Annotated in this window: 21 protein-coding genes; 12 read left to right on the top strand and 9 right to left on the bottom strand. The window is 63.5% G+C overall.

The window, feature by feature from the left end; all coding sequences use genetic code 11:
• Nucleotides 1-7: 7 nt before the first annotated feature.
• A complete protein-coding gene (locus B2P87_RS14540; protein WP_141890307.1) occupies nucleotides 8-1,552 on the top strand; it encodes a helicase HerA-like domain-containing protein in 1,545 nt (514 codons plus the stop codon).
• Here the strand turns inward: B2P87_RS14540 and B2P87_RS14535 are convergent.
• From B2P87_RS14535 to B2P87_RS14505, 7 genes are all read right to left on the bottom strand, one after another.
• Nucleotides 1,539-2,216, bottom strand: a complete 678-nt coding sequence (locus B2P87_RS14535) for a DUF2306 domain-containing protein (RefSeq protein ID WP_141890308.1) — start codon at nucleotides 2,214-2,216, stop codon at nucleotides 1,539-1,541. The two genes, B2P87_RS14540 and B2P87_RS14535, sit on opposite strands and share 14 nt — an antisense overlap.
• 23 nt (nucleotides 2,217-2,239) lie before the next feature.
• Nucleotides 2,240-3,562: a branched-chain amino acid ABC transporter permease gene (locus B2P87_RS14530; RefSeq protein ID WP_141890309.1), complete on the bottom strand. Its 1,323-nt coding sequence runs from the start codon at nucleotides 3,560-3,562 to the stop codon at nucleotides 2,240-2,242.
• Complete coding sequence (locus B2P87_RS14525) at nucleotides 3,559-4,569, bottom strand: branched-chain amino acid ABC transporter permease (protein WP_141890310.1); 1,011 nt, start codon at nucleotides 4,567-4,569, stop codon at nucleotides 3,559-3,561. Before B2P87_RS14525 ends, B2P87_RS14530 begins: the two co-directional genes overlap by 4 nt.
• Complete coding sequence (locus B2P87_RS14520; RefSeq protein WP_141890311.1) at nucleotides 4,569-4,979, bottom strand: hypothetical protein; 411 nt, start codon at nucleotides 4,977-4,979, stop codon at nucleotides 4,569-4,571. Before B2P87_RS14520 ends, B2P87_RS14525 begins: the two co-directional genes overlap by 1 nt.
• Nucleotides 4,980-4,982: 3 nt before the next feature.
• Nucleotides 4,983-5,813, bottom strand: coding sequence for an ABC transporter ATP-binding protein (locus tag B2P87_RS14515; RefSeq protein ID WP_141890312.1), 831 nt, complete (start codon nucleotides 5,811-5,813; stop codon nucleotides 4,983-4,985).
• Entirely contained in the window at nucleotides 5,810-6,598 is a 789-nt protein-coding gene (locus tag B2P87_RS14510) for an ABC transporter ATP-binding protein (protein ID WP_058286880.1), read from the bottom strand. The genes B2P87_RS14515 and B2P87_RS14510 overlap by 4 nt, the downstream gene beginning before the upstream one ends.
• A 99-nt stretch (nucleotides 6,599-6,697) precedes the next feature.
• A complete protein-coding gene (locus B2P87_RS14505) occupies nucleotides 6,698-7,891 on the bottom strand; it encodes an ABC transporter substrate-binding protein (RefSeq protein ID WP_141890313.1) in 1,194 nt (397 codons plus the stop codon).
• Between the two features lie 189 nt (nucleotides 7,892-8,080).
• Here B2P87_RS14505 and B2P87_RS14500 point away from each other — a divergent pair, with 189 nt between their 5' ends.
• On the top strand, nucleotides 8,081-9,184 hold the full coding sequence (locus tag B2P87_RS14500; protein WP_141890314.1) for a PQQ-dependent sugar dehydrogenase: 1,104 nt from the start codon (nucleotides 8,081-8,083) through the stop codon (nucleotides 9,182-9,184).
• A gap of 20 nt (nucleotides 9,185-9,204) precedes the next feature.
• Here the strand turns inward: B2P87_RS14500 and B2P87_RS14495 are convergent, their stop codons facing one another.
• Nucleotides 9,205-10,209: a GlxA family transcriptional regulator gene (locus B2P87_RS14495; protein WP_058286883.1), complete on the bottom strand. Its 1,005-nt coding sequence runs from the start codon at nucleotides 10,207-10,209 to the stop codon at nucleotides 9,205-9,207.
• Nucleotides 10,210-10,389: 180 nt separating this feature from the next.
• Here B2P87_RS14495 and B2P87_RS14490 point away from each other — a divergent pair, with 180 nt between their 5' ends.
• Nucleotides 10,390-11,760, top strand: coding sequence for a class II 3-deoxy-7-phosphoheptulonate synthase (locus tag B2P87_RS14490; protein WP_141890315.1), 1,371 nt, complete (start codon nucleotides 10,390-10,392; stop codon nucleotides 11,758-11,760).
• Between the two features lie 141 nt (nucleotides 11,761-11,901).
• Here B2P87_RS14490 and B2P87_RS14485 read toward each other — a convergent pair whose 3' ends face one another.
• Entirely contained in the window at nucleotides 11,902-12,741 is an 840-nt protein-coding gene (locus B2P87_RS14485) for a PAS domain-containing protein (protein ID WP_058286885.1), read from the bottom strand.
• A 238-nt stretch (nucleotides 12,742-12,979) separates the two neighbouring features.
• Here B2P87_RS14485 and B2P87_RS14480 point away from each other — a divergent pair, with 238 nt between their 5' ends.
• The 9 genes from B2P87_RS14480 (at nucleotide 12,980) to phoU (ending at nucleotide 21,921) form a co-directional block, all read left to right on the top strand.
• Nucleotides 12,980-13,876 (top strand): YicC/YloC family endoribonuclease, encoded by an 897-nt coding sequence (locus B2P87_RS14480; protein WP_141890316.1) that lies wholly within the window; start codon nucleotides 12,980-12,982, stop codon nucleotides 13,874-13,876.
• A 16-nt stretch (nucleotides 13,877-13,892) separates the two neighbouring features.
• Nucleotides 13,893-14,534 (top strand): guanylate kinase, encoded by a 642-nt coding sequence (gene gmk / locus B2P87_RS14475; RefSeq protein ID WP_058286887.1) that lies wholly within the window; start codon nucleotides 13,893-13,895, stop codon nucleotides 14,532-14,534.
• The gene (locus B2P87_RS14470; RefSeq protein WP_141890317.1) at nucleotides 14,531-15,052 is read left to right on the top strand and encodes a gamma carbonic anhydrase family protein; all 522 of its coding nucleotides are present in this window, start codon (nucleotides 14,531-14,533) and stop codon (nucleotides 15,050-15,052) included. The genes gmk and B2P87_RS14470 overlap by 4 nt, the downstream gene beginning before the upstream one ends.
• 101 nt (nucleotides 15,053-15,153) lie before the next feature.
• Nucleotides 15,154-16,194, top strand: a complete 1,041-nt coding sequence (locus tag B2P87_RS14465; protein WP_141890318.1) for a sensor histidine kinase — start codon at nucleotides 15,154-15,156, stop codon at nucleotides 16,192-16,194.
• 206 nt (nucleotides 16,195-16,400) lie between these two features.
• Entirely contained in the window at nucleotides 16,401-17,441 is a 1,041-nt protein-coding gene (locus B2P87_RS14460; protein ID WP_058287278.1) for a substrate-binding domain-containing protein, read from the top strand.
• A gap of 109 nt (nucleotides 17,442-17,550) precedes the next feature.
• Nucleotides 17,551-19,023: a phosphate ABC transporter permease subunit PstC gene (gene pstC, locus B2P87_RS14455; protein WP_141890319.1), complete on the top strand. Its 1,473-nt coding sequence runs from the start codon at nucleotides 17,551-17,553 to the stop codon at nucleotides 19,021-19,023.
• Complete coding sequence (gene pstA, locus B2P87_RS14450) at nucleotides 19,023-20,381, top strand: phosphate ABC transporter permease PstA (protein WP_141890320.1); 1,359 nt, start codon at nucleotides 19,023-19,025, stop codon at nucleotides 20,379-20,381. The genes pstC and pstA overlap by 1 nt, the downstream gene beginning before the upstream one ends.
• A 14-nt stretch (nucleotides 20,382-20,395) precedes the next feature.
• Nucleotides 20,396-21,193: a phosphate ABC transporter ATP-binding protein PstB gene (gene pstB / locus B2P87_RS14445; protein WP_141890321.1), complete on the top strand. Its 798-nt coding sequence runs from the start codon at nucleotides 20,396-20,398 to the stop codon at nucleotides 21,191-21,193.
• A gap of 17 nt (nucleotides 21,194-21,210) precedes the next feature.
• The gene (gene phoU / locus B2P87_RS14440; RefSeq protein ID WP_058286893.1) at nucleotides 21,211-21,921 is read left to right on the top strand and encodes a phosphate signaling complex protein PhoU; all 711 of its coding nucleotides are present in this window, start codon (nucleotides 21,211-21,213) and stop codon (nucleotides 21,919-21,921) included.
• The last annotated feature ends 3 nt before the right edge of the window (nucleotides 21,922-21,924 follow it).

Below are 21,924 nucleotides of genomic sequence, written 5' to 3'. Positions count from 1 at the left end.
GCGAGGCATGACAGAACAGGTATTTCTGGGCGGCGGCGGCGAGGATTACGGGACGCCGCAGGGGCTGGCCTTGAAATATGCCAACCGCCACGGGCTGATCGCCGGCGCAACCGGCACCGGAAAGACGGTGACGCTGCAGATCCTGGCCGAAGGGTTTTCCAATGCCGGCGTGCCGGTGATCCTGTCGGATGTGAAGGGGGACCTGTCTGGCCTGGCAAAGGCGGGCTCGGACAGCCACAAGCTGCACAGCGCCTTTACGGCCCGGGCGGAGAAGATCGGTTTTACCGGCTATGGCTACCATGCCTGTCCGGTCACGTTCTGGGACCTTTATGGCGCGCAGGGGCATCCAGTGCGCACCACGGTGGCCGAAATGGGCCCGTTGCTGCTGGCGCGCCTCTTGGAGCTGAGCGAGGCGCAGGAAGGCATCCTGAACATCGCTTTCCGGCTGGCCGACGATGAGGGGCTGCCGCTGCTGGATCTGAAGGACTTGCAGGCGCTGCTGGTCTGGACCGGCGAGAACCGCAGCCAGCTGTCGCTGCGCTATGGCAATGTCTCGACCGCGTCGATCGGCGCAATTCAGCGCCGTCTGCTGGTGCTGGAGAACCAGGGCGGCGCGGGCCTGTTCGGGGAACCTGCCCTGGCGCTGAGCGACCTGATGCGCTGCGATGAGGCCGGCAAGGGCATGGTCAATATCCTGGCTGCGGACAAGCTGATGGCGGCGCCGGGCCTCTATGCGACGTTTCTGCTGTGGCTGCTCAGCGAGCTGTTCGAGGAGCTGCCGGAGGTCGGGGACCCGGACAAGCCGCGGCTGGTGTTCTTCTTTGACGAGGCGCACCTGCTGTTTGACGACGCGCCCAAGGCGCTGATCGACAAGGTGGAGCAGGTGGCCCGCCTGATCCGCTCCAAAGGCGTGGGAGTGTATTTCATCACTCAGAACCCGGCCGACGTGCCGGAGGATATTCTGGGCCAGCTTGGCAACCGCATCCAGCACGCGCTGCGTGCCTTCACCGCCAAGGACCGAAAGAACCTGCGGCTGGCTGCCGGGACCTACCGCGAGAACCCCCGGTTCCCGACCGAGGACGCCATCCGCGAGGTGGGCGTGGGCGAGGCGGTCACCTCGATGCTGCAAAAGAAGGGGGTGCCCGGTGTGGTGGAGCGGACACTGATCCGCCCGCCCAGCACCCAGCTGGGGCCAATCACGGAACAAGAGCGGGCAGCCATTTTGAAAGCGTCCGATATGGCAGGAAAATACGACACCCCGGTGGACCGCCGTTCGGCTTATGAGATCCTGGCGCAGCGGGCGCAAACAGCCGCGCAGGAGGCCGAAACCTCGGAAACCGAGGCCGAAGAGTCGGCGCAGCCGATGGCGCGGGAATTCAACGCCGCCCGCCGCTATTCGGGAACCCGGGTCAGCCGGTCAACCTCGCGCTCTTACCGCGAGAAAGACACCTTTACCTCGGCGATGTCGGAAGCGGTGATCAAGGAGCTGAAAGGGACAACGGGCCGCCGCATCGTCCGCGGAATCCTCGGCAGCCTGTTCAGGGGGCGCTAGGGCGGCGCCTCAGGATAAGCTCCAGCAGCAGCAGCCAGGGCAGGTAAAAGCCCGCATTCATGAACAGATCGAACCCGCCGGTGAACTGCGGGTTCGATGCGGCCCCGCCGGTGGCCAGCGCCCACAGCCCGTATTGAACCCGGTACAGCCAGGACCCCATCGCAAGGACCAGCAGCCGAAGCGCCCACCTGCGGTGGCGGGCGGTCTGGCCTTGCCGCGCCAGGCGGGCGGTTTCCAGGGCCGCGGTCAGCAGCAACAGGCCATAGACCGAAAACCCTATGTCCATCGGCCAGCCGCCAATCGTGCCCTGCCAGGCGGTAAAGGCCAGCCCGCCCGCCGCCGTCACGCAGGCCGCCAGGATAAGAAGGCGGCCCAGCCATCTGTGCAGCGCGGGCAGGCGCCCGCTGAGGCCCAGACCCAGCTGCAGCGGCGCCAGAACTGGCAGGGCGGCCCCGATCAGCATGTGCACAGAGATGGCGGCATTGGACCAAGCAGCGCCCGGAACGAACAGATAGCTGTCTCTCTGCGGGCCGCCGCCCAGCCCCTCGATCCCGAACACGGCGGCGTAATAGCTGAAAGGCGCGGCCAGAAGCGCCAGAAAAACAAGGGCCGCAGCTTTCGCCGCGGCCCCCTTTGCAGTTTTCTTTTGCAGGCTGTGTTGCACAAGAGCGATCCCAAAGCCGTTGCCTATTTCTCCGGGATCAGGCCCCGCGGGCTGAACCTCAGCACCAGAAGCAGGATCAGGCCCATTGTGAACAGCCGCATATGCGAGGCGCTCTCCATCAGATGCCCCTTCAGCGCGCTGCCCTCGGCCATGCCAGAGGTCACCAGCTCCATCAGCAGGATACCCATCGGCTCCACTTTGATCCAGAAGAACCAGATCAGCATGCCGCCCAGCACCGCGCCGAAGTTGTTGCCGGAACCGCCGACGATCACCATCACCCAAATCAGGAAGGTGAAGCGCAACGGGTTGTAGGTGCCCGGAGTCATCTGGCTGTCCAGCGTGGTCATCATCGCGCCGGCAATGCCGCAGATGGCGGAGCCGATCACGAAGATCTGCAGGTGGCGGCGGGTGACGTCCTTGCCCATCGCTTCTGCTGCCGTCTCGTTGTCGCGGATCGCGCGCATCATCCGGCCCCAGGGGCTTTTCAGCGCCATCTGCGCCATCCACAGAAGCGCCAGCAGCACCACCGTGAACATCAGCGCATAGCCCGCCTTCACGTAAACGGTCGAGGCGGTGACAGGGTCCATGCCCCAGCTTGCCGCACGCTCCACAAAGGACGGATCGTTTTGCAGATCCACCTCATAGGGCAGCGGACGGGGCAGGCCGACCACGTTCTTCACGCCGCGCGACAGCCAGTCCTCGTTCTTCAGGACTGCGATGATGATCTCGGCAATGCCCAGCGTGGCAATCGCCAGGTAGTCGGAGCGCAGGCCCAGGGCGGTCTTGCCGATCAGCCAGGCGGCACCGGCTGCCAGCAGGCCGCCAGCGGGCCAGGCCAGCAGCACCGGCAGGCCCAGGCCGCCGATATTGCCCTGCAGCGCGGGGTTGATCGCCTCGACCGAGCCGACCGCCGGATCGAAGATCGCGCGGTAGACGAAGAAGCCCGCGATCAGCACAACGGCCAGCACCAGCGCACGCAGTTTTCCTGCGGGCATGAACTTGGTGATCATCACCGCGGCCACAACCGTCAGCGCGCCCATCACCAGGGCCATCACGATGCTGACGCCGCCCGACGACCAGGCCGCCGGGATCACCGGTGTCGACACCAGCACCACGGCCAGCCCGCCAAGCGCGGTAAAGCCCATGATGCCGACGTTGAACAGCCCGGCAAAGCCCCACTGGATGTTCACCCCGATGGCCATGATGGCCGAGATCAGCCCCATGTTCAGGATCACCAGCGCCGAGTTCCAGGAGCCGGAGAAGAACAGGAAGTCGGTCATGCCTTCCAGCAGGATCATCACGCCGACAAAGACGAAAAGAAGCGTATGTTTCATAGTATCGGTCATACCGCTTTCCCTTTGAAAAGGCCGGTGGGCTTGAACAGGAGGACGACAATCAGGATCGCGAAGGAAACCGCGAACTTGTAGTCGGTGCTGAGGAGCTGAACCAGCCCGTCAGGCGCCAGGCTGTCCGGCAGGCCGTAGGTCAGAACCTTTTTCCAGGCATAGGTGATCGTCACCTCGGAGAAGGCGATGATGAATCCGCCGGCGATGGCCCCGATCGGGTTGCCGAGGCCGCCCACAATGGCTGAGGCAAAGATCGGCAGCAGCAGCTGGAAATAGGTGAACGGCTTGAACGATTTGTCGAGGCCATAGAGAACTCCCGCAATGGTCGCCAGCGCCGCCACGATCATCCAGGTGTACATCACCACGCGCTCCGGGTTGATGCCGGAGAGCAGCGCCAGATCCTCGTTGTCCGAGTAGGCCCGCATCGATTTGCCGGTGCGGGTCTTGTTCAGGAACCAGAACAGCACCGCCACCACGATCACCGCGGTGATCACGGTCAGCGCCTCGGTGGTCTTGATCGCCAGGCCTTCCTGCAGACCGGTGAGCTTCTTGAAGGTCCGCGCCGAGATCACGAAGCGTTCGCCATCGGTAAAGCGCTGATCGCCCGGCCCGATGATGAAGCGCACGATGCCGTTCATCATGAACATCACGCCGAGCGAGACCATGACGAAGATCACGGGCTTCGCCTTTTGCTGGCGGTAGAACCGGTAGACGGTCCGGTCGGTAAGCAGCATCAGCGCAATGGTGCCCAGAATGCCAAACGGCAGCGCCAGCAGCGCGGTCGGCAGCGGCCCTGCGCTCAGCCCCACGGACTGGAACAGCCAGGTGAACAGGATGGTGACCATGGCGCCGAACGCCATGGTGTCGCCATGGGCAAAGTTGGAGAATCGCAGGATCCCGTAAATCAGTGTCACCCCCAGCGCGCCAAGCGCCAGCTGGCTGCCATAGGCCAGCCCGGGGACGATAACAAAGTTGGTAAGCGCCACGAGGGCGTTGAGAAGATCCATCAGGAAGACACCTCTACTGCGCCGCAGGTTCCGACATAAACCATGTAATCCTCATTTCTGAACCGGATGTCCCAGAGGGCTTCGCCTTGCGGGCTTATAGTGATTGTTTCTTTCGAGACGCCTGTCTTGAAGAAGTACTCGACAGCACCGTTATCGAAAGACTTCGCACGGGCCTTATAGTCGCCGCTGCCATCCACGATCACGCGTCCACTGCGTTTTCGGCGAGCAACAGTTACCCGCAAGGACACGTCAGCCCTCTGCATGCCTTCTTTTGTTACTTTTGCAACGTGATCAAAGAGGCAGCTGTGCTGCAGTGGAGCAGCTTGGAGTACGGTGGAATCCGCAAGGATTGCGCCTGCGCTCAAAACACTAAGCAATCCGGCGCGGCGAATTAACAGGGATAAGAACATCTATCACCCCCCCAAGAACGACTTGCGCACTTCGGGATCGGCCAGCAGCTCCTTGCCGGTGCCGGTAAAGGCATTGCGCCCCTGCACCAGGACATAGCCTTTGTCCGCGATCTCAAGCGCTTGCTTGGCGTTCTGCTCCACCATCAGGATCGGCAGCCCGGTGCGGGCGACCTCAATGATGCGGTCGAACAGCTCATCCATCACGATGGGGGACACACCCGCCGTCGGCTCGTCCAGCATCAGAACCTTCGGCTTGGTCATCAGCGCGCGGCCCACCGCCACCTGCTGGCGCTGGCCGCCGGATAGCTCACCGGCCGGCTGGTTGCGCTTGTCGCGCAGGATCGGGAACAGATCATAGACCTGCTCCATCGTGTACCGGAAATCATCGGTGCGGATAAACGCGCCCATCTCCAGGTTCTCCTCCACCGTCATCGAGGTGAAGATGTTGCTGGTCTGGGGCACAAATCCCATGCCCTTGATCACCCGGTCCTGCGGGGTCAGCTGGGTGATGTCCTCGCCGTCCAGCCGGACGGAGCCGGAGCGCACGTTCAGCATCCCGAACACCGCCTTCATCGCGGTCGACTTACCGGCGCCGTTCGGGCCGACGATCACCGCGATCTCGCCCTTGTCGACCGCAATGGTGCAGTCGTGCAGGATGTCCGGACCCCGGCCGTAGCCGCCGGTCATGGTGTCGCCGATCAGGAACGGGCCACCCTCGACCTTGCGGACAGGGCCGCTTTTCAGATGGGCGGGCTGCATCGTGCCCACGCCTTTCAGGTTGGTGATCGAGGCGTCCTTGTTGCCGTGATCGTCCTGGTAGGGGTTGTCGCTCATGCGTCCGCCTCCAGCTTGTCCTTGTTTTTCAGACCGGTGCCCAGATAGGCCTCGATCACATGCTCGTTTGCCTTGATCTCGTCCAGGGTGCCCTCGGCCAGCTTCTTGCCCTCGGCCATGCAGATCACCGGGTCGCACAGGCGGCCGATGAATTCCATGTCGTGTTCGATGACGACGAAGGTGTAGCCGCGCTCCTCGTTCAGGCGCTTGATCGCATCGGCGATGGTATAAAGCAGGGTGCGGTTCACGCCGGCGCCAACCTCGTCCAGGAAGACGATCTTGGCGTCCACCATCATGGTGCGGCCCAGCTCCAGCAGCTTTTTCTGGCCGCCGGACACCTGGCCTGCCTTCAGGTCCGCGATGTGGCTGATGGTCAGGAACTCCAGCACCTCGTCGGCCTTGGCCCGCAGTGCGCGTTCCTCGTCGGCGATCCGCTTGCGGCCGAACCAGGTGTTCCACAGGCTTTCCCCCGACTGCGCGCCGGGCACCATCATCAGGTTTTCCCGGCAGGTCATCGAGGAGAACTCATGCGCGATCTGGAAGGTGCGCAGCAGGCCCTTGTGGAACAGCTCATGCGGGGGCAGGCCGGTGATGTCCTCACCGTCCATTGTGACCCGGCCAGAGGTTGGTTCCAGAACACCCGCGATAACGTTGAAAAGTGTGGTTTTCCCGGCACCGTTCGGGCCGATCAAACCGGTTATGGACCCCTTAGCGATTTCCAGCGAAGCGCCATCCACCGCGTGGAACCCGCCGAAGTGCTTGTGCAAGTCCTCGACGACGATCATGTCATTACATCCCCTGCCGCAGTTTTTGCGGCGTTTTTAATTTGGAACAGCCCGGGCGAAACCCGGGCTGTTCTTTTTTGGTTGCTTTTCCGTTGCTTATCAGCGGAAGCGAAGGGTTTCGTTCTTGCCGTCCTTCACTTCGATCTCGCGGTAGGAGCCTGCGCTCTCACCCGGGCCGATCAGCTCAACACCGGTTGCGCCCTGGTAGTCGATCTCACCGCCAGCGGCGAGGATTTCCAGCGCCTTGCCCAGCTCGCCCGGGTTGATCGGCTCGCCCGGGGCGTTGGCCACGTCCAGGATCTTGCCGACATAATCCGCCGGGTTGGTGGAGTTGGCAGCCTGCATCGCCAGCAGGAACAGCGCTGCTGCGTCATAGGATTCAGACGCATAGGCGGAGGTGCCGTCAAAGCCGCGCTCTTTTGCCATTTCGGCAAAGATTTCCGCGCCTTTGCTGTCGGAACCGGCAATCTGGCCGAAGGAGCCGTCCAGATCCTGGCCGACGTTCTGGGGCAGGGTGTCGCCGATCATGCCGCCGGGCAGGCCAAAGGTTTCAAACGCACCGGAATCCAGCGCGCCCTGGATGATGCCCAGGCCGCCCTGGTCCAGATAGCCCGCAACCACCAGAATGTCGCCGCCAGCCGAGGCCAGCGCGCCGACTTCAGCGGAATAGTCGCCCTTGCCGTCTTCATGCGCGGTCACGATGGTGACTTCGCCGCCAACCTCTTCGAAGGAGGTTTTGATCGCGTCCGCCAGGCCCTTGCCATAATCGTTGTTGGTGTAGGTCAGCGCGATCGAGTTGATGCCGCGCTCCTTCAGGATCTCGGCCATCACCTGGCCTTCGCGCGCGTCCGACGGCGAGGTGCGGAAGAACAGGCCGTTGTCTTCCATGGACGACAGGCCGGGCGAGGTGGCCGACGGCGAGATCATCACCATGCCGTTCGGAATCGCCACGTTCTGCAGGATGGCACCGGTCACACCGGAGCAGTCGCCGCCGATGATGCCGTTCACGCCCTCTGCCACCAGCTTTTCGCCGTTTGCCACTGCCAGGCCGTTGTCGATGCAGCCGGTGTCAGCGCGGACCGGGGTCACGGTGGCGCTGTCCAAAAGCTTGCCCGACTTGGTGACCTCTTCCATGGCCAGCTCGGCGCCGGCACCCATGGCCGGGGCCAGCGATTCAATCGGGCCGGTGAAGCCGAACAGCACGCCCAGTTTCACTTCCTTCGCATGGCCGCCAGCAAATGCGGTGCCAGCCGTCAGCGCAGCGGCCGCAGTGGCCATCAGCAGTTTTTTCATTTGAGAACTCCCATTGTTGGAACAAAAATGTTCACATCGGACCCTAGGCAAGCCGGTTGAAAAAGAAAAGTCTTATTGAACCGGAACAATATTCCTCGGGCCGCCTGTTTCGCGCTGCTCCTCCTCTTGATCCCCGGATGCAGCGCCGGCGTGGATTTACCGCGGAATCAGCAGAAGGAAAAGACCTCAATGTTACAGCTGCTTCGCCCCGTGACGCTTACCCTGGCGCTGATGGCGGTTTGCACGGCCGCGCGTGCAGAAACTCTCTCCAGCAGCCAGGGAACGCTGCGCGTCACCCGGATGGCTGCGGGGTTTGATGTGCCCTGGGCGTTTGCGTTTCTGCCGGACGGCGGCCTTTTGGTGACAGAGCGGGACGGCCAGCTGTTCCATGTGCAGGGCGGGCAAAAGCAGCGCGTCAGCGGCACGCCTGCAGTGGCCGCCGAGGGCCAGGGTGGGCTGCTGGATGTCATGGTGCCGCGCGACTTTGCCAGCAGCCGCGAGGTTTTCCTGACCTACGCCAAGCGCCAGGGGCGCGGGGCCGGCACCGCCCTGGCCGTTGGCAAGCTTAGCCGGGACAATACGCAGCTGAACGGTGTCAGGCTGCTGTTCGAGGCCGCGCCTGGGTCCCGCGGCGGCCGGCATTTCGGCGCCCGCGTGGTGGAGGCGCGCGACGGCACCCTGTTCCTTTCGCTGGGGGAGCGCGGCGACCGCCCCAGCGCCCAGAACCTGCGGCTGCACCAGGGATCGGTGGTGCGGATCAACCGCGACGGCACGGTGCCCGCCAGCAACCCGTTTACCGGCAGGCAAGACGCCCAGCCGGAAATCTGGTCCTACGGGCACCGGAACCCGCAGGGCATGGCGCTGGACCTGCAAGGTAACCTGTGGGTCGCTGAACATGGCGCCAAGGGCGGTGATGAGGTCAACCGTGTCCGCAAAGGCGCCAATTACGGCTGGCCGGTGGTCTCCTACGGGCGCCATTATTCCGGCGCGCGGATCGGCGAGGGCACCGCCAAACCCGGCATGGAGCAGCCGCAGTGGTACTGGGACCCCTCCATCGCGCCCTCCGGCATGATGATATATTCCGGCCGCATGTGGCCTGAGTGGCGCGGCGATGTTTTCGTCGGCTCGCTGAAGTTCGACTACATCGCCCGCCTGTCAGGTGCGCCCCTGAAGGAGGTGGAGCAATTGCAAAGCAGCGAGACAGGCCGCATCCGCGACGTGCAGGAAGCGCCCGATGGCAGCATCTGGTTCGCCTCGGAAACGGAGGGCGCGGTTTTCAGACTGTCCCGTTAGACAGAGCAGTCTGCAGCCGTTCAGGCCTTATACGCCGCCGCCTTGCTGCCGCGCTCGCGGTAGGGGGTGGTGTCGTAATGGGCGCGGTAGCATTTGGAGAAATGCGACGGCGAGGCAAAGCCGCAGGCCAGCGCCACGTTAATCACGCTCATGTCGGTCTGCATCAAGAGGTTGCGCGCCTTCTGCAGCCGCAACTCCATGTAATAGCGCTTGGGCGAGCGGTTCAGGTAGCGGCGGAACAGCCGCTCCAGCTGGCGGGTCGACATGCCCACGTCCTGCGCCAGGATCGACGGGCTTATCGGCTCTTCGATGTTGGCTTCCATCATCTGGATCACCATCGACAGCTTGGGGTGGCGCACGCCGATCCGGGTCGGGATCGACAGCCGCTGGGTGTCCTGGTCGGTGCGGATCGAGGAATAGATCAGCTGGTCCGCCACCGCATTCGCCAGTTCCTCGCCGTGGTCGTTGGCAATCAGCTTAAGCATCAGGTCGATCGACGATGTGCCCCCGGCGGTTGACACCCGGTTGCCGTCGATAACAAACACCGATTTGGTCAGGTCGACCTCGTCGAACTCCTCGGCAAAGCTGTCGGCGTTTTCCCAATGGATGGTGGCCCGTTTGCCGTCCAGCAGCCCGGCTTTGGCCATGGTATAAGAGGCCGTGCACAACCCGCCCACGGTCAGCCCCTTGCGGGCCTCGCGGCGCAGCCAGGCCAGCAGTTTCTTGGTTGTGGCCTCCTGCACGTCAATGCCGGAGCACAGCATCACCACGTCGTCGCGGCGCAGCTCGATCAGATCGTCATCCAGATGAAACGTGGTTCCGGCAGAGCAGGTAACATTCTCGCCGCCTTCGCCCACCAGGGTCCAGGAGTACATGTCCTCGCCATACATCCGGTTTGCGATCCGCAGGCACTCGACAGCCGATGCAAAGGACAGCATCGTGAACTTGTCGAGCAGCACAAAGACAAACCTTCTCGGCTGGCCGGCTTCAAATCCAGAATCAGCAGGCTTGCGTGACGTCTGCATGGCGGGGTCCTTCAAGAAACAAGTCGGGCCGCGGGAGCGGGCTCCGCGGCAGGTCAGAAAACCGTGTTCACAGGATGGACGCCGGGTCAAGTAGGCGCAATTCTAAACTGGCCTCCAAGGTACGGATTTTGTATAGAGCTTCCAATAATTTCTAAAGTCCTCTGATGCGGAGAAAAAGTCATGAGCGAATGGCAAAAATCGGACTGGCGCAGCAAGCCGCGGGTTCAGATGCCGGACTATACTGATCCGGCAGCGCTGAACGCTGTCGAGGCTCAGCTTTCCAAATATCCTCCGCTGGTGTTCGCCGGTGAGGCGCGCCGCCTCAAGCAGCATCTGGGCGCTGCGGGCCGCGGCGAGGCGTTTCTGCTGCAGGGCGGCGACTGCGCCGAAAGCTTCGACCAGTTCAGCGCCGATGCGATCCGCGACACCTTCAAGGTGATGCTGCAGATGGCGATGGTGCTGACCTATGGCGCCAAGGTGCCGGTGGTGAAGGTGGGCCGCATGGCCGGCCAGTTCGCCAAGCCGCGCAGCGCGCCGACCGAAATCATCGATGGGGTCGAGCTGCCCAGCTACCGCGGCGATATCATCAATGAACTCGCCTTCACGCCCGGCGCCCGCATTCCCGATCCCAGCAAGATGCTGCAGGCCTATACCCAGGCCGCCGCAACCCTGAACCTGCTGCGCGCCTTCTCGACCGGCGGTTTTGCCGACATGAGCCGGGTGCATTCCTGGACACTGGGCTTCACCGATGAACAGGAAGTGCAGAAATACAGCGAGATCGCGACCCGCATCCAGGACACCATCGACTTTATGGCGGCTGCCGGGATCAATGCCGACACCACCCATGAATTCTCCACTGTCGAGTTCTACACCAGCCATGAAAGCCTGCTGCTGGAATATGAAGAGGCGCTGACCCGTCTCGATTCCACCTCCGGCAAATGGCTGGCCGGCTCCGGCCACATGATCTGGATCGGCGACCGCACCCGGCAGCCCGACGGCGCCCATGTGGAATTCTGCCGCGGCGTACTGAACCCGATCGGCCTCAAATGCGGCCCGAGCACCACCGCCGAGGACCTGAAGGTGCTGATGGCGCGCCTGAACCCCGAGAATGAAGAAGGCAAGCTGACCCTGATCGCCCGTTTCGGCGCCGGCAAGGCAGGCGAGCATCTGCCGCGGCTGATCAAGGCGGTCAAGGAAGAGGGCGCCAAGGTGACCTGGGTCTGCGACCCGATGCACGGCAATACCATCAAGTCCTCCACCGGTTACAAAACCCGCCCCTTCGACAGCGTGCTGCGCGAAGTGCGCGACTTCTTCGGCGTCCACAAGGCCGAGGGCACCGTGCCCGGCGGCGTGCATTTCGAGATGACCGGCCAGGACGTGACCGAATGCACCGGCGGCGTCCGCGCCGTGACCGAGGAAGACCTGAGCGACCGCTACCACACCGCCTGCGATCCGCGCCTGAATGCCAGCCAGTCGCTGGAACTGGCCTTCCTGGTGGCAGAGGAACTGTCCGCCCTGCGCGCTGCACAGAGCGCCCGTCAGGCCGACTGACACCAGGCAGGCCGCGGGTTCGCGGCCTTCCCGCTAGGCTCCGACACCAAAAAAAGCGCCCCGGGGTTCTCCCTCGGGGCGCAGTCAATTCAAGTGCTATGACCTTGTACTTGAATGAAAACAGCTATGCGGTGCGGCCTGTCAGTCGCGGCTGACCACCAGGCGCAGATGCGGTGCGCCCTTGGGTTTGGCCGGTGCCGCCGCGGGCGCATCCGCCGGTGCCGCGGGTCTGGCCGCGCGGCTGCGCTCCAGCAGCGCCTTGGCCTCATCCAGAATGGACCGCTCCGGCTTGAACCGCGCCTGGGTCTCGGCAAATCCCGGGTTGGGCCGGTTCACATCGCGGCGCTCTTCCTTGGCGGCAGGCGTGGCGGCATCAGGCCGCGGCTTGGCCTTGAATCCGGCGGTGCCGGTTGCCTTGCCGACCGCGCGCATTTCGATCGAGGAGATCGAAAACCGCTGCGAGGTGACCGTTTCGCCGTCATCCGCCACCAGCACACCCAGAACCCGGCTGATGTCACCCAGATCGCTGCGCAGCGGCAGCATCAGCATCCGGGCCTCGCGCGGGCTGCGCAGGCGCGGCGCTTCGATCTGCAGTTCCAGCTCCACGATTGCGGGCGTTTCGAACATATGCTCCATCGCCGAGCTCAGCTGCTTGCGCGCGTCGGTGGTGAAGAAGGCGGTGATCGGCATGCCGCGCACCTCCATGCCGGCCATGCCGTTCACCAGCGACCCGGCCAGGCGGAACCGGGCAATGCCCGGTGCGATCCGTTCCAGGATAAAGGTGTGGCTCAGGATGTTCTCCAGCCCGCGCGGGTCGATCTGGGACCGGCTCGGCACATCATCGCCGCGCCGCAGGGCCGTCCAATAGGCCTCAGCCTGGCGCAGCGGCGACAGCGGCCCGCCTTTGCGGAACCGGTTCATGGAAACAACCTTGTCCTGACTGCTCGTCATCTCAGTGCCGCTGCGGCTGCCAAAAAACATCTCATATCCCCTTCAACCCCGGCGTGCCTTGCGTCCCCATCAGCCAGCGGCTGCGTTAACACTTAGGGCCGGTATGGTTACCCTGAAGTTAAGATGCCACAATCTAATTCAAATTTGGACTACTTCTTTAAGCAATGGTTAACGCGCAGGGCTAGCGGCGTTTATGCGATTGCGCTTGCACCCTATACTTTTGAGACAGTAGAGCTGTCCAACCACCAGCGACGAGAGGGCCTTTCCCATGACCATCCGCAGCATGACCGCCTTTGCCTCGGCGCAGGGCAGCACCGGGCAGCACAGCTGGAGCTGGGAGCTCCGCTCGGTCAATGCCAAGGGGCTGGACATCCGGCTGCGGGTGCCGGATTGGCTGGAAGGCCTTGAAAACCATATCCGTTCGGTTTTGTCCAAGGCGCTGGCGCGGGGCAATGTATCATTGACTCTGCGGATCACCCGGACCGAGGACAGCGCCGCGCAGGTCCAGATCAACACTGCGGTCCTGCAGTCGGTGATCAAGGCCCTGGGCGAGGCGCAGTCGATTGCCGAGCAGAACCGGGTCGGCATCCGCCCGGCCTCCGCCGCGGAGGTGCTGGGCTTCAAGGGCGTGCTGGAACAGGCCGCAATCGACGACGATCCGGCGCCGCTGGTGAAAGCGCTGAGCAAGGAACTGGAAACCCTTGTGGCGGAATTCGTGCAGATGCGCGAGGCCGAGGGCGCTGCGCTTGCCGTAATCCTTAACGGCCAGCTGGAGCAGGTCGCCTCACTGACGGCCCAAGCGGGCGCCCGCGCCGATGAGCGCAAGGTGAAAATGGCCGAGACCTTCAAGGCCAATCTGGCCCGGGTGCTGGACAACGCCGATGGCGCCGATCCGGACCGGGTGGCGCAGGAGCTGGCGCTGATTGCGGTCAAGGCGGATGTCACCGAAGAACTGGACCGCCTCGGCGCCCATGTCGGCGCCGCGCGCGATCTGCTGATCAAAGGCGGCGCGGTAGGCCGCAAGCTCGACTTTTTGATGCAGGAGTTCAACCGGGAGGCCAACACGCTCTGTTCAAAAGCGCAGCACAGCGCCTTGACGGCGGTGGGGCTTGAGCTGAAAACCGTGATCGACCAGATGCGCGAGCAGGTGCAGAACATAGAATAAGAAAAGGAGTGCCCAGATGGCGGACCGCCGCGGCCTTTTGATCATCCTCTCATCGCCTTCGGGCGCAGGCAAATCCACACTGGCCCGCCGCCTGATGGCCTGGGACCCGGGCCTCAAGTTCTCGGTCTCTGCCACCACCCGCGCCCCGCGCCCGGGCGAGGAGCACGGCCGCGAGTACTTTTTCATGTCCGAGGACGAGTTCCGCCAGAATGTGGCCGAAGGCGGCATGCTGGAGCACGCCCATGTCTTCGGCAATTTCTACGGCTCGCCCGCAGGCCCGGTCAGGGACACCATCGAGGCCGGCCAGGACGTGCTGTTCGACGTCGACTGGCAGGGGGAGATCCAGATCCGCAACTCGGACCTCGGCAAGCACGCGCTGTCGATCTTCATCCTGCCGCCCTCGATCCCGGAGCTGCGCCGCCGCCTGGAAACCCGCGCCCAGGACAGCGAAGAGGTGATCGCAAAGCGGATGCAGAAAAGCTGGGATGAGATCAGCCACTGGGGCTATTACGATTACGTGCTGGTCAACGACGACCTGGACCAGACCGAGGCCAAGCTGAAAACCATCGTCGAAGCCGAACGGATGCGCCGGATCCAGCAGCCCAAGCTGCAGGAGCATGTGCGCGCCCTGCAAACCCAATTCGAGGAGCAGTCATGACCCTGTACGCACTTGGAGAAGACAAGCCGCAAATTCATGAGGACACCTGGGTTGCCCCCGATGCCAATCTGATCGGCAAGGTGGTGATGGAGGCGGGGTCTTCGGTCTGGTTCGGCGTCACCATCCGCGCCGACCACGAGGAGATCCGCATCTGCGAAGGCACCAACGTGCAGGAAAACGTGGTGATGCACATTGATGCGGGCTATCCGCTGACCATCGGCAAGAACTGCACCATCGGCCACAAGGCGATGCTGCACGGCTGCACCATCGGCGAAAACACCCTGGTCGGCATGGGCGCCACCATCCTCAATGGCGCAAAGATCGGCAAGAACTGCCTGATCGGCGCCGGCGCGCTGGTCACCGAGAACAAGGAAATCCCCGACAACTCGCTGGTCATGGGCAGCCCCGGCAAGGTGGTGCGGGAGGTTGATGCCGCGCTGGCCGCGAAGCTTACCCAAAGCGCGCTCCACTATCAGGACAACATGCGCCGCTTCCGGGCAGAGATGAAACCGCTGTAATCAGCCGCCGCCTGCCGGATTTTGCGCTGGCTGAACGGGGGTGCCACATGCCGTTTACATCGCGGCGCTAGGCAGGCCGCACTCTCAACGACGGGGATCTGATGACGACGGAGCTGATTGACGGATTTCTTGCGGCCATCCCGCTGCCGGCCGTTCTGGTGGACCAGACAGAGCGGTTCATCGCGGTGAATGCCGATGCCGCAGCGCTGCTGGGGCAGGGCGTGAAGGGGCGCCATTTCGCCACCATCCTGCGCCAGCCCAGCGTGGCCGCCGCCATCGAGGGCTGCCTGCGCGACCGCAGCCCGCGCGTGGCCAAGCATCTTGCCAATGACGGTGCGCAGGATACTACCTTTGCGGTCACCCTGCGCTATGTGCCCGGCATCGGCGCGGTCGCCGGCGGCGCGGTTCTGGCCTGTTTCGACGACGTCACCGAACGCGAGCAGGCAGGCCAGATGCGGCGCGATTTTGTCGCCAATGTCAGCCACGAATTGCGCACGCCGCTGACCGCGCTGATCGGCTTCATCGAAACCCTGCGCGGCCCGGCCCGGGAGGACGCGCAGGCCCGCGACCGTTTCCTGGCGATCATGGAGGGCGAGGCGAGCCGGATGAACCGGCTGGTGGGCGACCTCTTGTCCCTGAACCGGGTGGAAAGCGAAGAACGGGTGCGGCCCAAGCAGACCGTCGATCTGACCGGCCATCTGGCCTCGACTCTCAAGACGCTTCAGCCGGTGGCAGAGGCCCGCGGCGTGCAGATAAATCTGGAGGCTCCGGACGAGGCGGTTTCGGTCACGGGCGATCCGGACCAGTTGCAGCAGGTCTTTACCAATCTGGTTGAAAACGCGGTGAAATACGGCGGCGACCAGGTCCGGGTGGTGCTGAGCCGTACCGACCGCGACCCGGCGGTGCGCGCCGCCGCCGCCCGCGTTCAGGTGATCGACAACGGTCCGGGAATCGACCCTGTCCACCTGCCGCGCCTGACCGAACGCTTTTATCGCGCCGACAGCCACCGCTCGCGCGAGATGGGCGGCACCGGGCTGGGCCTGGCAATTGTAAAACACATCGTCAATCGCCACCGCGGGCGCCTTCGGGTCGATAGCGAATTGGGGCAAGGGTCTGTTTTTACGGTAATCCTCCCTGAATAACCGCCGCCGTAAATCCTCAAAGTGAAAAGCCGCCGCCGGACATCTCCGGCGGCGGTTTGCTGATTCATGACACATTTTTTGCCGCCGGAACCGGGTTTGTCATGAACCTGTTACACTGGTGTCACAAAAGCCTCATCAGCGGCCTCTAGGTGATGCGCCAAGGTCACCGAGGGGTGATCGAACATTGAAAACTCATGGAGACAAAAATGTCCTTTGTGAAACTGACCGCTTCCGCCCTGGCAATTTCCGCCGTTTCTGCCACCGCAGCAGCCGCGCGCGACCAGGTGCAGGTTGCCGGTTCGTCGACCGTTCTGCCCTATGCCTCGATCGTGGCTGAGGCCTTTGGCGAGAACTTCGACTTCCCGACCCCGGTTGTGGAATCCGGCGGCTCCTCCGCGGGCCTGAAGCGGTTCTGCGAAGGTGTCGGCGAAAACACCATCGACGTCGCCAATGCGTCGCGCAAGATCAAGGACAAGGAAATCGCCGCCTGTGCCGAAAACGGCGTGACCGACATCATCGAGGTCCGCATCGGTTATGACGGCATCGTGTTTGCCTCCGACAGCAGCGCCGACGCCTTCGAATTCACCCCGTCCGACTGGTTCCTGGCGCTGTCCGACAAGATCCTGGTCGATGGCGAACTGGCCAATAACCCGAACACCACCTGGGCCGACGTGAACCCGGATTTCCCGGCTGTCGACATCCAGGCCTTTGTTCCGGGCACCAAGCACGGCACTCGCGAAGTGTTCGAAGACAAGGTGATCCTGGCGGGCTGCGAGGAAACCGGTGCCTTTGAAGCCTTCAAGGAAGCCAATGGCGGCGACAAGAAAGCTGCTGAAAAGGCCTGTATCGCCCTGCGCACCGACGGCAAGTCGGTCGACATCGACGGCGACTACACCGAGACCCTGGCCCGGATTGAGTCCAACAAGGACGGCATCGGCGTCTTTGGCCTGGCCTTCTATGAAAACAACACCGACAAGCTGCAGGTTGCGACCATGTCCGGAGTTGTGCCCTCGACCGAGAGCATCGCATCCGGCGAATACCCGGTGTCCCGCCCGCTGTTCTTCTACGTGAAGAAAGCCCACATCGGCGTGATCCCGGGCCTGAAGGAATACGCTGAATTCTTCGTCGCCGACGAAGTTGCAGGCGAAGACGGCCCGCTGGCCGAATACGGCCTGGTCGCGGACCCGGAACTGGCCGAGACTCAGGAAACCGTCGCAAACGAAGCCGTCATGGGCGGCAACTCCTAAGGCTTCGCGCTGATCTAAGATTTGCCGGGGCGGAGCCTTCTGCCCCGGCGCTGTTTTTCCCGGTCCCCGACGCTGTTTCCCTTTCCGTCACCGCCTAACGGAGCCCTCCATGCCCACTTTCTGGCTCGTTGTTCTCCTGCTTGCGCTGTCCGCAGCGGGTTTCTACCTGGGGCGCAGCCGCGCGCTCAGAACCGCCGGGGGCGATGCAAGAGACCTGCATTCGCTGCCGTCCTATTATGGCTACCACGTTGCGCTGGCCGCGTTTGTGCCGGCCATCGCGGTGCTGGCCGTCTGGCTGCTGGCCCAGCCGCTGATTATCGAGAACCGCGTCTCGAGCATGATCCCGGCAGAGGCCGTGCCGGAAAACACCACCATCGGCCTGGTGATGAGCGACGTGCGCCGGGTTGCCGAAGGGCTGGATCTGGCGGTGGAGCAGGGCCTCTTGACCCGCCGTGAGGCGCGGGATGCCGCAGGCGGCGGGCAGGACCTGCGCGCCCTGATGGGCGAGGTTGGCGTTGCCCTCGGCTCTGACGTGCGCCCCGAGGTGCTGAGTGCCGCCCAGTCCTACCGAAACCTGTCCCATACCGGCAAAACTGCAATGACCGTGGTTGTCGCGCTGCTGGCGCTTGGCGGCTTTGTCTGGGCCTACGGCCGCACGCACAAGGACTTCCGCGCCCGCAACGTGGTGGAGCGCGGCGTGCTGGCGCTGCTGATCCTGGCGGCTTCGCTGGCGATCCTGACCACCGTCGGCATCGTCCTGTCGATGCTGTTTGAGACCAAGAACTTCTTCGGCCTGCACTCCTGGACCGACTTCTTCTTTGGCTCCACCTGGGCCCCTAACTTCCGCGGCGGCAGCGACCTGTCGATCCTGCCGCTGTTGTGGGGGACGCTTTACATTTCCTTCATCGCGCTGCTGGTGGCGGTGCCGGTGGGCCTGTTTGCTGCCATCTACCTGTCCGAATACGCCAGCGGCACGGTGCGTTCCTTCGCCAAGCCGCTGCTGGAGATCCTGGCAGGTATCCCGACCATCGTTTACGGCCTGTTTGCGCTGCTGACCGTGGGCCCGGCGCTGGCGAACCTGTTCGCCAAGGGCGGCCTGCTGGGCGTCGAATGGATGGCCGGTGCCACCTCGGTGCTGACGGCTGGGCTGGTGATGGGCGTTATGCTGATCCCCTTCGTCTCCTCGCTGTCGGATGACATCATCAACGCGGTGCCGCAGGCGCTGCGCGATGGCTCGCTGGGGCTGGGCGCCACAAAATCCGAAACCGTGCGCCAGGTGGTGATGCCGGCCGCGCTGCCGGGCATCGTCGGTGCGGTGCTGCTGGCCGCGTCGCGCGCCATTGGCGAAACCATGATCGTGGTGATGGGGGCAGGGGCGATTGCCAAGTTCTCTGCCAACCCGCTGGAATCGATGACCACCATCACCACCCGCATCGTCAGCCAGCTGACCGGCGACACCGACTTTGCCAGCCCCGAAACCCTTGTTGCCTTCGCCCTGGGCCTGACCCTGTTTGTCCTGACCCTCGGCCTGAACGTCCTGGCGCTCTATATCGTGCGCAAATACCGGGAGCAGTATGAATAATGACTGACCTCAGCCAATCCCCCGCAGGCGCCGCGCCCCGCAAACACGGCGGGTCGTTGCTGCAACAGACCCCGCGCACCAGGAAGCGCAACGCAGCCGAAGCACGGTTCCGCGGCTATGGCATCGCCGCCATCACCGCAGGTCTGGTCATGCTGCTGGTCCTGGTGACCACCATTGTCAGCAAGGGCACCGGCGCGTTCCAGCAAACCTTTGTGACGCTCAATGTGGAGCTGCTGGAAAGCAAGCTCGACAAGAAGGGGGAGCGCAACATCGAGGACATCAAGAAGGTCACCACCTTCGGCTATGCCCCGATCATCAAGGGCGCGATGGAGGCCACGGTTGAGGAGCTGGGCATCGACACCAGCCTCAAGGCCAAGGACCTGGCCGGCGTGCTGTCCAAGGACGTGGCCGCGCAGCTGCGCGACTACGTGATCGCCAACCCGGACCAGATCGGCCAGACGGTGGAGTTCCGCTTTCTCGCCTCCAGCCGCGTGGACGGCTACCTGAAGGGGCGAGTCACCCGCGACAGCATCGTCAACGACAAGAACATCTCTGCCGAACAGCTTGATCTTGTTGATGCTTTGGCCACCGCCGGTGTGCTGGAGAAGACCTTCAACCTCGACTTCATCACCGGCGCCGACGCCTCTGACGCCCGCCCCGAAGCCGCAGGCATCGGCGTCTCCATGCTGGGCTCGCTGTTCATGATGTTTGTGGTGCTGGCGCTGGCGCTGCCGATCGGCGTTGCGGCCTCGATCTACCTTGAAGAATTCGCGCCGCAGAACTGGCTCACCGACATGATCGAGGTGAACATCTCCAACCTCGCCGCGGTGCCGTCGATTGTGTTCGGCATCTTGGGCCTTGCGGTCTTCATCAACTACATGCACCTGCCGACCTCGGCGCCGCTGGTGGGCGGTCTGGTGCTGACGCTGATGACCCTGCCGACCATCATCATCTCCACCCGCGCTTCGCTGAAATCGGTGCCGCCGTCGATCCGTGACGCTGCCCTCGGCGTCGGCGCCTCGAAAATGCAGGCGGTGTTCCACCACGTGCTGCCGCTGGCCGCGCCCGGCATCCTGACCGGCACCATCATCGGCCTGGCGCAGGCGCTGGGGGAAACCGCGCCGCTGCTGCTCATCGGCATGGTCGGCTTCATCGCCTCCAACGCGCCGGAAACCATTGCCGACGGCCTGCTCGCGCCGAACTCGGCGATGCCTGCGCAAATCTACGAATGGGCCAAACGCGCCGACCCGGCCTTCTATGAACGCGCCTGGGGCGGCATCATCATCCTTCTTCTCTTCCTGGTGACCATGAACACGCTTGCCGTGATCCTGCGCCGCCGCTTTGAACGCCGCTGGTAAGGGGGCATAGTGCAATGAACGACATGACCTTGATGGATAACACCGTGGACACTCACAACATCAAAATCGCCGCCAAGGACGTGAACGTCTTTTACGGCGACACCCACGCAATCAAAGACGTGAACGTCGAGATCGAGGACAACACCGTCACTGCCTTCATCGGTCCCTCCGGCTGCGGCAAGTCCACCTTCCTGCGCTGCCTGAACCGGATGAACGACACCATCGGCACCTGCAAGGTGACGGGCGATATCCTGCTGGATGGCGAGGATATTTACGACAAGCGCGTCGATCCGGTGCAGCTGCGCGCCAAGGTCGGCATGGTGTTTCAGAAGCCGAACCCGTTCCCCAAGTCGATCTACGACAATGTGGCCTATGGCCCGCGCATCCACGGCTTGGCGAGAAACAAGGCGGAACTTGATGAAATCGTGGAGAAATCCCTGCGCCGCGGAGCAATCTGGGATGAGGTGAAGGACCGTCTGGACGCTCCCGGCACCGGTCTTTCGGGCGGCCAGCAGCAGCGCCTGTGCATTGCCCGCGCCGTCGCGACGGAGCCTGAAGTGCTGCTGATGGACGAACCCTGCTCGGCGCTGGATCCGATTGCGACCGCCCAGGTCGAAGAGCTGATTGACGAGCTGCGCGCCAGCTACTCGGTGGTGATCGTCACCCACTCGATGCAGCAGGCCGCGCGCGTCAGTCAGAAAACCGCCTTCTTCCACCTCGGCAACCTGGTGGAATTCGGCCCCACCGGCCAGATCTTCACCAACCCCGAAGATCCGCGCACCGAAAGCTACATCACCGGCCGGATCGGCTGATCTATAGGAATTTCAACATGGCAGAGCAGCATATAGCATCGGCATTCGACCGCGACCTGGAGGCAATTCAGGCCCGGATCATGAAAATGGGCGGCCTGGTCGAGGACGCCATCCGCGAGGCGGCCCGCGCGCTGGAAACCCGCGACGAGGAACTGGCGCTGACCGTGCGCCAGGGCGACAAGGCCATCGACGGGCTGGAAGAGCTGATCAACGAGGAAACCGCCCGTCTGATCGCCTTGCGCGCGCCCGCGGCCTCTGACCTGCGGCTGGTGCTGTCGGTGATGAAGATCGCCGGTAACCTGGAACGCATTGGCGACTATGCCAAAAACATGGCCAAGCGCACCGCCGTGCTGGCCCAGGGCCCTAACATCAGCGAAGGCGCCGCCGCCCTGCGCCGGATGGCGCGCGAGGTTGAGCGGATGCTCAAGGATGCGCTTGATTCCTACATCCAGCGCGACGTGGAGCTGGCCCGCGACGTGATCGAGCGCGACCGCGATGTGGACCAGATGTACAACGCCCTGTTCCGCGAATTCCTGACCCATATGATGGAAGACCCGCGCAACATTTCGGCCTGTATGCACTTGCATTTCATCGCAAAAAACACCGAACGCATGGGTGACCACGTGACCGCGATTGCGGAGCAGGTGATCTATCTTGTGACCGGCGAGAAACCGGAGGAAGACCGCAAGAAAGCCGACACCACCTCGACAACACCGCAGGAGATCTGACCG

Origin of the sequence: Leisingera sp. UBA4491, assembly GCF_002388965.1 — a bacterium.
Lineage (GTDB): Bacteria > Pseudomonadota > Alphaproteobacteria > Rhodobacterales > Rhodobacteraceae > Leisingera > Leisingera aquaemixtae.
The sequence above is the reverse complement of the archived record's forward strand: the minus strand, read 5'-3'. Positions and strand labels throughout refer to the sequence as shown.

Coding starts and splice junctions, on each gene's coding strand:
- B2P87_RS14490 (WP_141890315.1), top strand. CDS start 10,390: ATGAGCGAATGGCAAAAATCGGACTGGCGCAGCAAGCCGCGGGTTCAG.
- B2P87_RS14520 (WP_141890311.1), bottom strand. CDS start 4,979: ATGTTCTTATCCCTGTTAATTCGCCGCGCCGGATTGCTTAGTGTTTTG.
- B2P87_RS14485 (WP_058286885.1), bottom strand. CDS start 12,741: ATGTTTTTTGGCAGCCGCAGCGGCACTGAGATGACGAGCAGTCAGGAC.
- B2P87_RS14465 (WP_141890318.1), top strand. CDS start 15,154: ATGACGACGGAGCTGATTGACGGATTTCTTGCGGCCATCCCGCTGCCG.
- B2P87_RS14525 (WP_141890310.1), bottom strand. CDS start 4,569: ATGGATCTTCTCAACGCCCTCGTGGCGCTTACCAACTTTGTTATCGTC.
- B2P87_RS14470 (WP_141890317.1), top strand. CDS start 14,531: ATGACCCTGTACGCACTTGGAGAAGACAAGCCGCAAATTCATGAGGAC.
- pstA (WP_141890320.1), top strand. CDS start 19,023: ATGACTGACCTCAGCCAATCCCCCGCAGGCGCCGCGCCCCGCAAACAC.
- pstC (WP_141890319.1), top strand. CDS start 17,551: ATGCCCACTTTCTGGCTCGTTGTTCTCCTGCTTGCGCTGTCCGCAGCG.
- B2P87_RS14530 (WP_141890309.1), bottom strand. CDS start 3,562: ATGACCGATACTATGAAACATACGCTTCTTTTCGTCTTTGTCGGCGTG.
- pstB (WP_141890321.1), top strand. CDS start 20,396: ATGAACGACATGACCTTGATGGATAACACCGTGGACACTCACAACATC.
- B2P87_RS14460 (WP_058287278.1), top strand. CDS start 16,401: ATGTCCTTTGTGAAACTGACCGCTTCCGCCCTGGCAATTTCCGCCGTT.
- B2P87_RS14515 (WP_141890312.1), bottom strand. CDS start 5,813: ATGAGCGACAACCCCTACCAGGACGATCACGGCAACAAGGACGCCTCG.
- B2P87_RS14495 (WP_058286883.1), bottom strand. CDS start 10,209: ATGCAGACGTCACGCAAGCCTGCTGATTCTGGATTTGAAGCCGGCCAG.
- B2P87_RS14505 (WP_141890313.1), bottom strand. CDS start 7,891: ATGAAAAAACTGCTGATGGCCACTGCGGCCGCTGCGCTGACGGCTGGC.
- B2P87_RS14510 (WP_058286880.1), bottom strand. CDS start 6,598: ATGATCGTCGTCGAGGACTTGCACAAGCACTTCGGCGGGTTCCACGCG.
- B2P87_RS14480 (WP_141890316.1), top strand. CDS start 12,980: ATGACCATCCGCAGCATGACCGCCTTTGCCTCGGCGCAGGGCAGCACC.
- B2P87_RS14500 (WP_141890314.1), top strand. CDS start 8,081: ATGTTACAGCTGCTTCGCCCCGTGACGCTTACCCTGGCGCTGATGGCG.
- phoU (WP_058286893.1), top strand. CDS start 21,211: ATGGCAGAGCAGCATATAGCATCGGCATTCGACCGCGACCTGGAGGCA.
- B2P87_RS14540 (WP_141890307.1), top strand. CDS start 8: ATGACAGAACAGGTATTTCTGGGCGGCGGCGGCGAGGATTACGGGACG.
- gmk (WP_058286887.1), top strand. CDS start 13,893: ATGGCGGACCGCCGCGGCCTTTTGATCATCCTCTCATCGCCTTCGGGC.